The sequence below is a fragment of the Streptomyces africanus genome, from assembly GCF_002150735.1.
GTDB classification, from domain to species: domain Bacteria; phylum Actinomycetota; class Actinomycetes; order Streptomycetales; family Streptomycetaceae; genus Streptomyces; species Streptomyces africanus.
Genome location: NZ_MUKA01000212.1, coordinates 42,644 through 55,036 on the forward strand (window position 1 = coordinate 42,644; position 12,393 = coordinate 55,036).

Annotated in this window: 14 protein-coding genes; 10 read left to right on the top strand and 4 right to left on the bottom strand. The window is 71.6% G+C overall.

The features are described from left to right. The first annotated feature begins 18 nt into the window (after window positions 1–18). The 4 genes from CCL05_RS24830 (at window position 19) to CCL05_RS24845 (ending at window position 3,983) form a co-directional block, all read left to right on the top strand. Window positions 19–1,029 carry an ABC transporter permease gene (locus tag CCL05_RS24830; protein WP_086562717.1) on the top strand — a complete coding sequence of 337 codons (1,011 nt, stop codon included), beginning with the start codon at window positions 19–21 and terminating at the stop codon, window positions 1,027–1,029. Beyond that, on the top strand, window positions 1,026–2,108 hold the full coding sequence (locus CCL05_RS24835; protein ID WP_086562701.1) for an ABC transporter ATP-binding protein: 1,083 nt from the start codon (window positions 1,026–1,028) through the stop codon (window positions 2,106–2,108). Before CCL05_RS24830 ends, CCL05_RS24835 begins: the two co-directional genes overlap by 4 nt. A 14-nt stretch (window positions 2,109–2,122) precedes the next feature. Then, complete coding sequence (locus CCL05_RS24840; RefSeq protein WP_086562702.1) at window positions 2,123–3,244, top strand: ABC transporter ATP-binding protein; 1,122 nt, start codon at window positions 2,123–2,125, stop codon at window positions 3,242–3,244. A gap of 64 nt (window positions 3,245–3,308) precedes the next feature. Beyond that, window positions 3,309–3,983: a trimeric intracellular cation channel family protein gene (locus CCL05_RS24845; protein ID WP_086562703.1), complete on the top strand. Its 675-nt coding sequence runs from the start codon at window positions 3,309–3,311 to the stop codon at window positions 3,981–3,983. Here CCL05_RS24845 and CCL05_RS24850 read toward each other — a convergent pair. Beyond that, entirely contained in the window at window positions 3,874–5,109 is a 1,236-nt protein-coding gene (locus tag CCL05_RS24850; RefSeq protein WP_086562704.1) for an alpha/beta hydrolase, read from the bottom strand. The two genes, CCL05_RS24845 and CCL05_RS24850, sit on opposite strands and share 110 nt — an antisense overlap. 136 nt (window positions 5,110–5,245) lie before the next feature. Here CCL05_RS24850 and CCL05_RS24855 point away from each other — a divergent pair, with 136 nt between their 5' ends. Continuing rightward, complete coding sequence (locus CCL05_RS24855) at window positions 5,246–6,106, top strand: thioesterase family protein (RefSeq protein WP_086562705.1); 861 nt, start codon at window positions 5,246–5,248, stop codon at window positions 6,104–6,106. On the opposite strand, the gene CCL05_RS24860 is transcribed toward CCL05_RS24855, so the two are convergent. Next, window positions 6,093–6,677, bottom strand: a complete 585-nt coding sequence (locus CCL05_RS24860) for a TIGR03086 family metal-binding protein (RefSeq protein WP_086562706.1) — start codon at window positions 6,675–6,677, stop codon at window positions 6,093–6,095. The genes CCL05_RS24855 and CCL05_RS24860 overlap by 14 nt on opposite strands. Window positions 6,678–6,778: 101 nt before the next feature. On the opposite strand from CCL05_RS24860, the gene CCL05_RS24865 reads away from it, so the two are divergent. Further along, a complete protein-coding gene (locus tag CCL05_RS24865) occupies window positions 6,779–7,816 on the top strand; it encodes a helix-turn-helix transcriptional regulator (RefSeq protein WP_086562707.1) in 1,038 nt (345 codons plus the stop codon). On the opposite strand, the gene CCL05_RS24870 is transcribed toward CCL05_RS24865, so the two are convergent. After that, window positions 7,752–8,390, bottom strand: coding sequence for a TetR family transcriptional regulator (locus tag CCL05_RS24870; protein ID WP_086562708.1), 639 nt, complete (start codon window positions 8,388–8,390; stop codon window positions 7,752–7,754). The two genes, CCL05_RS24865 and CCL05_RS24870, sit on opposite strands and share 65 nt — an antisense overlap. Window positions 8,391–8,506: 116 nt before the next feature. Between CCL05_RS24870 and CCL05_RS24875 the strand changes: the two genes are divergently transcribed. The 3 genes from CCL05_RS24875 to CCL05_RS24885 all read left to right on the top strand — a co-directional run bounded on the left by CCL05_RS24875 (window position 8,507) and on the right by CCL05_RS24885 (window position 10,316). Beyond that, window positions 8,507–8,674 (top strand): hypothetical protein, encoded by a 168-nt coding sequence (locus CCL05_RS24875; RefSeq protein ID WP_010041793.1) that lies wholly within the window; start codon window positions 8,507–8,509, stop codon window positions 8,672–8,674. A 56-nt stretch (window positions 8,675–8,730) separates the two neighbouring features. Beyond that, window positions 8,731–8,997, top strand: coding sequence for a DUF4190 domain-containing protein (locus CCL05_RS24880; RefSeq protein ID WP_086562709.1), 267 nt, complete (start codon window positions 8,731–8,733; stop codon window positions 8,995–8,997). A gap of 149 nt (window positions 8,998–9,146) precedes the next feature. Next, window positions 9,147–10,316 (top strand): cysteine desulfurase family protein, encoded by a 1,170-nt coding sequence (locus tag CCL05_RS24885; protein WP_086562710.1) that lies wholly within the window; start codon window positions 9,147–9,149, stop codon window positions 10,314–10,316. A 38-nt stretch (window positions 10,317–10,354) separates the two neighbouring features. Here the strand turns inward: CCL05_RS24885 and CCL05_RS24890 are convergent, their stop codons facing one another. Further along, on the bottom strand, window positions 10,355–11,020 hold the full coding sequence (locus CCL05_RS24890) for an N-acetylmuramoyl-L-alanine amidase (RefSeq protein ID WP_086562711.1): 666 nt from the start codon (window positions 11,018–11,020) through the stop codon (window positions 10,355–10,357). 60 nt (window positions 11,021–11,080) lie between these two features. On the opposite strand from CCL05_RS24890, the gene mnmA reads away from it, so the two are divergent. After that, complete coding sequence (gene mnmA / locus CCL05_RS24895; protein WP_086562712.1) at window positions 11,081–12,211, top strand: tRNA 2-thiouridine(34) synthase MnmA; 1,131 nt, start codon at window positions 11,081–11,083, stop codon at window positions 12,209–12,211. Window positions 12,212–12,393: the final 182 nt, after the last annotated feature.

Genomic DNA, 12,393 nt, shown 5'->3' on the forward strand with positions numbered 1-12,393 from the left:
ACCCGGGGCCGCACAGCTGTGGCTGCGTACATCCTCCGACGCGTCATGGGCGCGGTGCTGTTGCTGCTGGTGGTCAGCGCAGTCACTTTCGCCATCTTCTTCCTGGTCCCCCGCCTCGGGGGACAGACGGCCGACCAGTTGGCCACCCAGTACGTCGGCAAGGACGCGAACCCCGAGTCCGTCGCCGCGATCAAGCAGAACCTCGGGCTGGACCAGCCGGTCTACGTCCAGTACTGGGACTTCGTCAAGGGCCTCGTGGTGGGCGCCGACTACAAGTTCGGTCCCGACGCGACGCACTGCAGCGCACCCTGCTTCGGGTACTCCTTCAAGAGCCACATCGAGGTGTGGCCACAGTTGGAGCAGCGGATCCCGGTCTCCTTCTCGCTGGCCGTCGGTGCCGCGGTGATCTGGCTGGTCTCCGGTGTGACCACCGGTGTGATCTCGGCTCTGCGCAAGGGCAAGCCCATTGACCGCGTCTCCATGTTCATCGCGCTCGCCGGCGTCTCGCTCCCGATCTTCTTCACCGGCCAGATCCTGCTCGCGCTCTTCGTCTACGAGATCCCGATCTGGGAGAGCATCGACTACGTCCCGTTCACCGACAACCCCGCCGAATGGGCCTGGCATCTGATGCTGCCCTGGATCAGCCTCGCCTTCCTGTTCTCCGCGCTGTACGCCCGGCTCACCCGGGCGGGCATGCTGGAGACGATGAACGAGGACTACATCAGAACGGCCAGGGCCAAGGGCCTGAAGGAGACCACGGTCGTCACCAAGCACGGCCTGCGCTCCGCGCTCACGCCGATCGTCACCATCTTCGGCATGGACTTCGGCACCCTCGTCGGCACCGCGGTGCTCACCGAGACCGTGTTCTCCCTCCAGGGCATCGGCGCATACTCGGTACAGGCCATCAAGGACAACGACCTGCCCATCGTGATGGGCGTGACCCTGGTCGCCGCGTTCTTCATCGTCTTCTGCAATCTCGTCGTCGACCTGGTGTACGCCGCCATCGACCCCCGGGTGAGGTACTCGTGAGCAAGCTCGACAAAGCCGCGCTCGGCGAACCGGACACCGTCGCCCCGTCCGCGGACGACGACGTGTTCCTGTCCGTCCGCGATCTGCGCGTCCACTTCGACACCGACGACGGCCTGGTCAAGTCCGTGGACGGCGTCAGCTTCGACGTGCGCAAGGGCAAGACCCTGGGCATCGTGGGCGAGTCCGGCTCCGGCAAGTCCGTCACCTCCCTCGGCGTGATGGGCCTGCACCGCTCGGCGCGCGCTCACGTCTCCGGTGAGGTCTGGCTGGACGGCCAGGAGCTGATCGCGGCCGACCCCGACGACGTACGGCGGCTGCGCGGCCGGAAGATGGCCATGATCTTCCAGGACCCGTTGTCGGCGATGCACCCCTACTACTCGGTCGGACACCAGATCGTCGAGGCGTACCGGGTCCACAACGACGTCAGCAAGAAGGTGGCCCGGCAGCGGGCGATCGAGATGCTGGACCGGGTCGGCATCCCCGAGCCCGCCAAGCGCGTGGACGGCTACCCGCACGAGTTCTCCGGCGGTATGCGCCAGCGCGCCATGATCGCCATGGCGCTGGTGAACAACCCCGAGCTGCTCATCGCGGACGAGCCGACCACCGCCCTGGACGTCACCGTGCAGGCGCAGATCCTCGACCTGATCCACGATCTGCAGAAGGAGTTCGGCTCCGCGGTCATCATGATCACCCACGATCTGGGCGTGGTCGCCGAGATGGCCGACGACCTGCTGGTCATGTACGGCGGCCGGTGCGTCGAGCGCGGTCCCGCCGAGGACGTGTTCTCCGAGCCCCGGCACCCCTACACCTGGGGCCTGCTCGGCTCGATGCCGCGCCTGGACCGCGAGGAGACCGACCGGCTCATCCCCATCAAGGGCGCGCCGCCCTCCCTCATCAACCTCCCGTCCGGCTGCGCCTTCAACCCGCGCTGCCCGTACGCGGACATCCCGAAGGACAACGTCACCCGCACGGTCCGCCCCGAGCTGACCGAGGTCGGCGGCTCGCACTGGGCCGCCTGCCACATGACGCAGGAGCAGCGGGAGCGTATCTGGACCGAAGAGATTGCGCCGAAGCTGTGAGCGACGAAAAAGCCGTGAGCGAACCGGACACGAGCGGGAGCACCCTCACCCAGGACACCGCCGCCGACGGCGAGGTCCTGCTGAAGGTGACCGGCCTCCAGAAGCACTTCCCGATCCGCAAGGGCCTGCTCCAGCGGCAGACCGGCGCGGTGCGCGCGGTCGACGGCATCGACTTCGAGGTCCGCAAGGGCGAGACGCTCGGCGTCGTCGGTGAGTCGGGCTGCGGCAAGTCCACCATGGGCCGGCTGATCACGCGGCTGCTCGAACCGACCGGCGGCACGGTCGAGTTCGAGGGCAGGGACATCACGCACCTGAAGACCGGCGAGCTGCGCCCGATGCGCCGCGACGTGCAGATGATCTTCCAGGACCCGTACTCCTCGCTGAACCCCCGGCACACCATCGGCACGATCGTCGGCGCCCCCTTCCGGCTCCAGGGCGTCGACCCCGAGGGCGGCGTGAAGAAGGAGGTCCAGCGGCTGCTGTCGGTGGTCGGCCTCAACCCCGAGCACTACAACCGCTATCCGCACGAGTTCTCCGGCGGTCAGCGCCAGCGCATCGGCATCGCCCGCGCGCTCGCCCTCAACCCCAAGCTGGTCGTGGCGGACGAGCCGGTCTCCGCGCTGGACGTGTCGATCCAGGCGCAGGTGGTGAACCTGCTGGACGACCTCCAGGAGGAGCTGGGCCTGACGTACGTGATCATCGCGCACGACCTGTCGGTCGTCCGGCACGTCTCGGACCGGATCGCGGTGATGTACCTCGGCAAGATCGTCGAGCTGGCCGGCCGCGACCAGCTGTACAAGTCGCCGATGCACCCGTACTCCAAGGCCCTGCTGTCGGCCGTGCCGATACCGGACCCGAAGCGCCGGGGCGTCAAGAGCGAGCGCATCCTGCTCAAGGGCGACGTGCCCTCGCCGATCTCCCCGCCGAGCGGCTGCCGCTTCCACACCCGGTGCTGGAAGGCGACGGAGATCTGCAAGACCACGGAACCCCCGCTGGTGGAGCTGCGGGCCGGACAGCGCGTCGCCTGCCACCACCCGGAGAACTTCGAGGACCAGCAGCCGCAGGACACCAAACTGCTGTCCTCGGCCAAGGAGGTCGCAGCCGGCAACGGCGGCGCCACCCCCGTGGAGAAGTGACCCCGCCCGAGCCCCCGTCCCCGCGCCTCGGGGCGGGGGCTCACCCGTGGGTAAAAATGTTCGGGTGCTCCTGCAACTCTTCAGCCCGTCCGTCCAGCACACGCTCGACCTGATCGGCATCTTCGTCTTCGCGATCTCCGGCGCCCTGCTGGCCGTGCGCAAGAACTTCGACGTGTTCGGCATCGCCGTGCTCGCCGAGGTCACCGCGCTGGGCGGCGGGCTCTTCCGTGACCTGGTCATCGGGGCCGTACCGCCCGCCGCCTTCACGGACCTGGGGTACTTCCTGACCCCGCTGCTCGCCACCCTCCTGGTCTTCTTCCTGCACCCCCAGGTGGAGCGCATCCAGGTCGCCGTGAACGTCTTCGACGCGGCCGGCCTCGGCCTGTTCTGCGTCGCCGGCACGATCAAGGCGTACGAGTACGGACTCGGCCTGACCGCCTCCGCCGGCCTGGGGCTGACCACGGCGGTGGGCGGCGGTGTGCTGCGGGACGTCCTCGCCAACGAGGTGCCCTCGCTGCTGCGCTGGGACCGTGACCTGTACGCGGTCCCGGCGATCGTCGGCGCCGCCCTGGTCGCCCTGTGCATCCGCTACGACGCCCTGAACCCGCTCACCAGCGGCCTCGCGGTGATCACCGCCTTCGTACTGCGCCTGCTCGCCATGCGGTTCCACTGGCGAGCTCCGCGGGCCTGGCACCGGCGGTCGACGGTGAGCGAGGAGGAGCAGCCCGTCCTGCCGTGACCTGGCCGAGGCCCGTCACCTCCGTCAGCCAGCGGAACGCCGGGACCACCTGCGGCCGCCACAGCGCCATGGTGTGACCGCCCGCGCTCCTCGGGATGTACACCACGTGCACGGTCGTCGGGGCCTTCGCGGTCTGTTCCAGGGCGACGGCCGCCTCGTAGCCGTCGTGCGGCTGGCCGGACAGGTAGAGCGAGACGGGCGGCGGGACGGGTGCGCTGCGCAGCAGCAGGCAGGGGTTGTTCCCGGCCCGCAGGGCGGGGGTCTGCGCGGCGAGCGAGTCGCGTTCGCCGAGCGGGTCGTTGTAGCCGGACAGGCTGACGGCGGCCCGGTAGCGGTCGGGGTGGGCGACGGCGAGCTTGGCCGCGCAGTGCGCCCCGGCCGAGTAGCCGGCCACGGCCCAGCCCCGCGGGGCGGACTCGGCGCGGAAGTTGTCCATGACCATCATCGGCACGTCGACGCTCAGCCAGGTGTCGGCGTTGACCGTGCCCGGGACGTTGGCGCAGCCCGTGTCCACCCCGGCCAGCAGATTGGTGCGCGGCGCGACCAGGATGAACGGGGCGACCTGCCCGTCCCGCATCAGCGGCTGCACCTGCTCGTGCGTGTGCAGCGAGCCGAACCAGGCCTTCGCCGAGCCGGGATAGCCGGGCAGCAGCTCCACGACCGGGAACCTGTGGTGCCGGTAGGCCGGTTCGTCGTACTGCGGCGGGAGCCAGACGTAGACCTCGGCGTTCACGCCCGACACCCGGCCCTTGAGCTGGGTGACGCGCACCCCGCCGGCCGCGCCCATGCCGGGCCCGGTGGCCGGCCGGAAGGTCTGGCGCACCGGGGGCAGCCGCTTCAGCGCGATGCCTCCGGTGCCGTCGGCGCCGAGGTCGGCTGCCTGTTGCACGTGGTCGCCGGTGCCGAGCAGGTCGGCCCAGTCGTCGTACAGGTTGTTGGCGTTGTTGACCAGCGTGAAGACCAGTGCCACGGCGGTCCCCTGGGCGAACAGCAGCATCAGTGCGCGCGTCGCGGTGCGCAGGGCGCGGGGGCCGCGGACGCGCGACCACAGGGCCAGCGGCAGCGCGAGCGCGACGACCGACAGCGCGATCAGCGTGGAGAGGAACGGAGTCCCGGTGAGGCTCATGTCTCTTCAGAGGGACGGACGGCCCTCCGGGTTTACGGACGAGTGCGGACACTTACCGAGAAATTGCCCGGGTCTCACCCACGTCCGAACCGACCAAAGCTACCGCTTAGTAGTTAGTTCTTGTACTGTTCAAGCCATGCCAGAAGCAGCCTCCGCCCCGGCCGTCCGGGCCACGATCGGGGACAGCGAGTTCGACCGCGACACCGCGCTCACCCGACGCGCGCCCGGCGTCTACGACATCGACCTCTCCGCCGGCTGGACGATCATCAGCGCCGTCAACGGCGGCTACCTGCTGGCCGTCCTGGGCCGCGCACTGGGCGACACCCTGCCGCACGCCGACCCCTTCACCATCTCGGCGCACTACCTGACCGCGTCCCAGCCCGGCCCGGCGGTCGTCCGCACGGACGTCGTCCGCACCGGCCGGACCCTGTCGACCGGCCAGGCCTCCCTCTTCCAGTACGACGGCGAGGGCCGCGAGGTGGAACGCATCCGCGTCCTCGCCTCCTACGGCAACCTGGACGCCCTGCCCGACGACGTCCGCACGACGGCCGCTCCGCCCGCGATCCCGCCGCTGGAGCACTGCTTCGGCCCGGAAGACGGGCCCACCCCCGTCGACGGCAGCTCGGCCATCGCCGACCGGCTCATGCTCAAACTGGACCCCTCGACCCTGGGCTGGGCCCTCGGCAAGCCCTCCGGCAAGGGCGAGATGCGGGCCTGGTTCGGACTCGCGGACGGCCGGGACCACGACCCGCTCTCCCTCCTGCTGGCGGTGGACGCCCTGCCGCCCACCGCCTTCGAACTCGGGCTGACGGGCTGGGTGCCCACCGTCGAGCTGACCGTGCACGTCCGCTGCCGTCCGGCGCCGGGCCCGCTGCGCGTGTCGATCACCACGCGCAACCTCGCCGGCGGCTTCCTGGAGGAGGACGCCGAGGTGTGGGACAGCGCCGACCGGCTGGTGGCGCAGTCCCGTCAGCTCGCGCGGGTCAGGCTCGGCTGAGCGGCTCGCGCCCGAGCCAGGCCGCCAGCCTGCCGTAGTCGTCGGCGCCCTCGGAGACCGGCCGGGCCGAGGCGAACGGCGTGTTTTCGTCCCGCTGTTCGTCCGGCAGCATGCGCTGGGCCACGGTCAGCGCGAACGCGGCGAGCTCCGGGTCGAGGTCGCGCGGATGCCCCAGGGCCTCGGACAGGTCCCAGGTGTGGGTCACCGTCTCCAGGACGTAGGCGGACAGGGCGGCCCGGCCGGGCATCTCGCCGAACGGCAGGCGCATCACCGCGTCCAGCAGGTCATCGCCCGCCCAGGCCTTCACGGCCCGGGTCCTGCCCTCGTCGTACGCGGCCGTCCAGCCGTCGTCCGGCACACCCTCGGCGAACGGCCGTACCGCGGCCGCGTCACCGCCCTCGGCGACGACGGCCACCCGGTGGGTCCCGCCGGTGAGATGGCTCAGCAGGGTGCGCACGTCGAACTCGCTGCACGGCGTGGGGCGGTCCAGCTGCTCCGCGCGCACGGACCGGATGAGCTCGGCGGCCTGCTCCGTGGCGCGGCCGAACAGCGGACGGGGATCGTTGGTCATGAAACTCCTCCTGAGTGCGTGGACAGGAGGAGCATGGCCGGAAAACCTGACAGCCGCCGTCAACATTTGCCCGGGCCCTCGTCCGCCACGATGCTGATGCCGTGAAGTCCGACCGCCTGCTGTCGATCCTGCTGCTCCTCCAGACCCGCGGCCGGGTCCCCGCACGCGAACTCGCCGCACGACTGGAGGTGTCGGTCCGCACCGTCTACCGCGACGTGGAGTCCCTGTCGGCCGCCGGCGTCCCGGTCTACGCCGAACGCGGCCGGCACGGCGGCATCGAACTGCTCGCCGGGTTCCGCACGGACGTCACGGGCCTGACGACCGACGAGTCCCGCGCGCTGTTCGTCCTGGCCGCGCAGGGCGCGCACGCCGCGCTCGGCCTGGACGCGGCGTTCGGCTCGGCCCTGCGCAAGGTGATGGCCGCGCTGCCGGCCCCGCACCGCCCGGCCGCCGAGACGGCCTCCCGCCGCATCCTCGTGGATGCCACCCGCTGGCGCGGCGGGCCGCGGCCGGCCGTCGACCTGGAGGTGCTGCGCGACGCGGTCTTCGCCGACCGCAGGCTGCGGCTGCGCTACCGGCACAGCGGAGAGCGCCAGGCGCGGACGTACACTGTCGACCCGTACGGCCTCGTCGCCAAGGCCGGCGTCTGGTACCTGGTCGCCGACCGGCGGGCCGAACCCCGGCTCTTCCGGGCGGACCGGGTGCGCTCCGCCCGGCTCCTCGACGAGCCCGTACGGCGACGCCCGGGCGTCGAACTCGCCGACGCCTGGGAGGGCCTGCGCCGCCAGGTCGAGGAGCGGCCCAGTGGGCTGGACGTCACCGTCCGGGTGCGGCGCGAGCGGCTGGACATGTTCCTGCGGCTGACGGACTTCGTCCCGGCGCACGTTCTCGACGACGACGGCGAGAGCGAGTGGGCGTCCGTGCGGCTGACGTACGGATTCCTCCCGGAGACCCGCCAACTGCTCGTGTTCGCCGACGAGGTGGAGGTCCTTTCACCCCCTGAGGTCCGCGAGGAACTGGCCAGGGCGGCCGCCTCCGTCGGGGAGCTGTACCAGCGCGCCGCCCGTCGTGCGGTCAGTCCAGCCAGTGGTGACGGCCCAGGCCGATCAGCCGCAGCTGCCGGGTCGCCACCTGCGTGACGTGCCGGGTCCGCTCCTCGCGCTCCCGCTCCGGGCCCTCCAGCGCCTCCAGGAAGAGTGACGCGGTGATCAGCATCTGGTCGACGTAGAGGTGCGCGAGCATCAGCAGGTCGTCCTCGGTCCAGCCCGCGGACACCGGGTCCTTGGCCAGCTCGTCCTTGACCTCCTGGGCGAACCGGGCCAGCTGGTCCCGGATGGCCTCCCGGACCGGCTGGACTCCGCCATGTCGTTCACGGGCGATGAACCGGACATGTGCGGGGTACCCGTCGACGTGACGGGCGATCAGCTCGATGGCGCGCGCGATGCGTTCCTCACTGTCGCCCGTCGTGGACACCGTCGTCCGGATCATCGGGTGCAGGCTGCCCAGCGCCTCCTCGACCAGGGCCACGCCCAGATCCGCCGTGGAGCGGAAGTGGCGGTAGAAGGCGGTCGGGGCGACACCGACGGCGCGGGTGACCTCGCGCAGCCCCAGGCTGCTCAGACTCTGCTCCTCCAGCAGCCCGAGGGCCGCGTCCAGGAGCGCCTGCCGGGTCTTCTGCTTCTGGGCCTGCCGGATGCCGAGGGTGTGACTCATACCATGCAGTTAACAACTGTTCTCCGTAATTGGAAAGTCATGAGACAGGCTAGACTGGGAAGTCAGTGAACAACTGTAACCACAACCGTTCACCGAAACCCTGGGGGTTGTTTCCCGTGTTGTTCATCGTCGCCGCGCTCCTGCTGCTGGGCTTCGTCCTGGGCACCGTGGCCCACGCGCCGCTCACCTTCTCCGTGGCCACGGGCGTCGTCATAGCCGTCTGGCTCGGCATCTTCGCGCTCCGCGAGCGCCACGGCCGCCGGCGCCACACGCAGGCCCACTGACGCCGCCCCCGCTCACCGACCGCCCGCCACCGACCCGACACCGGGAGTCGATCACCATGCAGCTCACCGCTCCGGCCACGCGCCGCACCGGTATCCGCGACACCGACGGCATGGCCGTCGCGTCCTTCATCCTGGGCCTGCTCGGCCTCCTCGTCCTGAACGTCTTCCTCGGCCCGATCGCCATCGTGCTGGCGAGCGTCGCCCTGTGGCGCGGCACCCAGCGCCGTGGCCGCGCGTTGCTGGGTCTGGGCCTCGGCGTCGCCGACCTGCTGGTCCTGGCCCTGTTCGTGCAGGCCGACAGCACGATCTCGTGGAGCTTCTGAGCCGCCGTCGGACCGTCCTGCACCGACGAGCCGCGGCCGGCCCGGGGACGACGGGCCGCAGCCGCGCGGGAAAGCGGTTCACCTCCCTTCAGGTTCGGCCAACCTTGATCTGAGGGCCGCCGGAGGGGAGCCGTAGAATCGGGCTCACCATGGCTTACCTCGACCACGCCGCGACCACCCCGATGCTCCCGGAGGCGGCAGAGGCGCTCACCGCCCACCTGGGTGCCACCGGCAACGCGTCCTCCCTCCACGCATCCGGCCGGCAGGCCCGCCGCACCGTCGAGGAGGCCCGCGAGACCCTCGCCGAAGCCCTCGGCGCCCGCCCCAGCGAGGTCGTCTTCACCTCGGGCGGCACGGAGGCGGACAACCTCGCCGTCAAGGGCCTTTACTGGTCACGCCGCGACGCCGACCCGGCCCGCACCCGCGTCCTCGCCAGCCCCGTCGAGCACCACGCGGTCCTCGACGCCGTGCACTGGCTCGGCGAACACGAGGGCGCCACCATCGAGTACCTGCCGGTCGACACCCACGGCCGCGTCCACCCGGACGCCCTGCGCGAGGCGATCGCCCGCAACCCCGACGACGTGGCCCTCGCCACCGTCATGTGGGCGAACAACGAGATCGGGACGATCCTGCCGATCCGCGAACTCGCGGACGTGGCCGCCGAGTTCGGTGTCCCGATGCACTCGGACGCCGTCCAGGCCTTCGGCCAGACCCCCGTCGACTTCGCCTCCTCCGGCCTCGCCGCGATGACGGTGTCCGGCCACAAGATCGGCGGACCGTACGGCATCGGCGCCCTGATCCTCGGCCGCGAGCACACCCCCGTCCCCGTCCTGCACGGCGGCGGCCAGGAACGCCACGTCCGCTCCGGCACCCTCGACGTGCCCGCCATCGCCTCCTTCGCCGTCGCCGGGCGGCTGGCCGCCGAGCAGCGCGAGTGGTTCGCCCGCGAGATCGGCGCCCTGCGCGACACCCTCGTCGCCGCCGTCCGCGAGGCCGTGCCGGACGCGATCCTCGGCGGCGACCCGGACCCGGAGGGACGCCTGCCGGCCAACGCGCACTTCACGTTCCCCGGCTGCGAGGGCGACTCCCTGCTGCTCCTGCTCGACGCCCAGGGCATCGAGTGCTCCACCGGCTCCGCCTGCACCGCCGGCGTCGCCCAGCCCAGCCACGTCCTCCTCGCCACCGGCACCGACCCGGACCTGGCCCGCGGCACCCTGCGCTTCTCCCTCGGCCACACCTCCACGGAGGACGACATCGAGGCCTTGGCGAAGGCCATCGGCCCGGCGGTGGAACGGGCGCGGGCGGCGGGGCTGACGTAGTCTCCGCCCTCTCCGCCCTCTCCTCCCTGCTCGACCGGTCAGGCCGGCGACGTCCGCGCCTGGCGCACCAGCCGCATGTACCTGTCCCAGTCCCAGTGCGGCCCGGGGTCCGTGTGGTCCGTGCCCGGGACCTCCACGTGGCCGATGATGTGCTCGCGGTCGACGGGTATGTCGTAGCGCGCGCAGATCCGGGCCGTGAGCCGGGCCGAGGCCTCGTACATCTCGTCCGTGAAGTCCTGCGGCCGGTCCACGAAACCCGCGTGCTCGATGCCGACACTGCGCTCGTTGTAGGCGCGGTTGCCCGCGTGGTACGCCACGTCCAGCTCGCGGATCATCTGGGCGATGTGCCCGTCCTTGCGGACGATGTAGTGCGAGGCCGCCTTGTGCCCCGGGTCCTGGAAGGCCTTCACCGCGCTGTCGAAGCTGCCCTGGGTGACATGGACGACCACCATGTCTATGCCGTAGTCGTCCGGCCGGTCCGCACGGCGCCAGTTCGCGTCCGACGCGGCCACCCAGCGGGCGCCCGCGTAGTCGACCTCGCCCGCCTTGCGCGGCTTCTCCACGCCCGGCACGCGCCACCACAGCCGGCCCAGCTCGTCCCGGGCCAGCACCGCGGAGCCCACGGCGGCCGCCGCCCCGCCGACGATCAGGGCCCGCCGGCCGATGCGCCGGTCCGTGTCCTTGGCTGCTCGTCTCGCCCCCATGTGATCGCCAACGGATACCCGGCGGCCTTGGTTCCCGCGCCCCCTTACCCTGGAAGGGTTATGACTGACACCCCGCAGCGCTCCCGTCCCCTCCGCGTCCTGGCCGCCATGTCCGGCGGAGTCGACTCCGCCGTAGCCGCCGCCCGCGCGGCCGAGGCGGGCCACGACGTGACCGGCGTCCACCTCGCGCTCTCCGCCAACCCCCAGTCCTTCCGGACGGGCGCGCGGGGCTGCTGCACCATCGAGGACTCGCGCGACGCCCGCCGCGCCGCGGACGTCATCGGCATCCCCTTCTACGTGTGGGACCTCGCCGACCGCTTCCGCGAGGACGTCGTCGAGGACTTCGTCGCCGAGTACGAGGCCGGCCGCACCCCCAACCCCTGCCTGCGCTGCAACGAGAAGATCAAGTTCGCGGCGCTGCTGGACAAGGCGCTGGCGCTGGGCTTCGACGCGGTCTGCACGGGCCACTACGCCAAGGTGATCGTCCGCGAGGACGGCACCCGCGAGCTGCACCGCGCCTCCGACATGGCCAAGGACCAGTCCTACGTCCTCGGCGTCCTGGACGACAAGCAGCTCGCCCACGCGATGTTCCCGCTCGGGGACACGGTCACCACCAAGGACGAGATCCGCGCGGAGGCCGAGCGCCGGGGCCTGGCCGTGGCCAAGAAGCCCGACTCGCACGACATCTGCTTCATCGCCGACGGCGACACCCAGGGCTTCCTCGCGAACCGGCTCGGCCGCTCCGAGGGCGACATCGTCGACGAGTCCGGCAACCGGATCGGCACGCACGAGGGCGCGTACGGCTTCACCATCGGCCAGCGCAAGGGCCTGCGCATCGGCACCCCGGCGCCCGACGGCAAGCCGCGCTACGTCCTCGACATCTCCCCGGTCACCAACACGGTCACGGTCGGCCCGGCCGACGCGCTGGACGTCAGCGCCCTGACCGCGATCAAGCCGCGCTGGTGCGGCGCCGCCCCCACCGGCCCGGGCACCTACACGGCCCAGCTCCGCGCCCACGGCGGCGAGACCGAGGTCACCGCCGAGCCGGCCGACGGCCGGCTGGAGGTGTCCTTCGCGGAGCCGGTCCGCGGCGTCGCCCCCGGCCAGGCGATCGTCCTGTACGACGGCACGCGCGTGGTGGGGTCGGCGACGATCGCGTCGACCAGGCGAGCGACGGCGGGCGTGGCCTGACGCCGCGGACCTCAGGAGGGCAGGCCTCCACGCGCGCGTGGAGGNNAGCACCGGCGCCATCACATTCGGCTCCACCATGTGCGTCTGGCCCTGAAGCGTGCGGTACGACCCGTCGGGGACACAGTCCGCGATCGCCCGGGCCGCCTCGCGCAGCCAGCCGGGGCTCGCGTCGCCCGCCACCG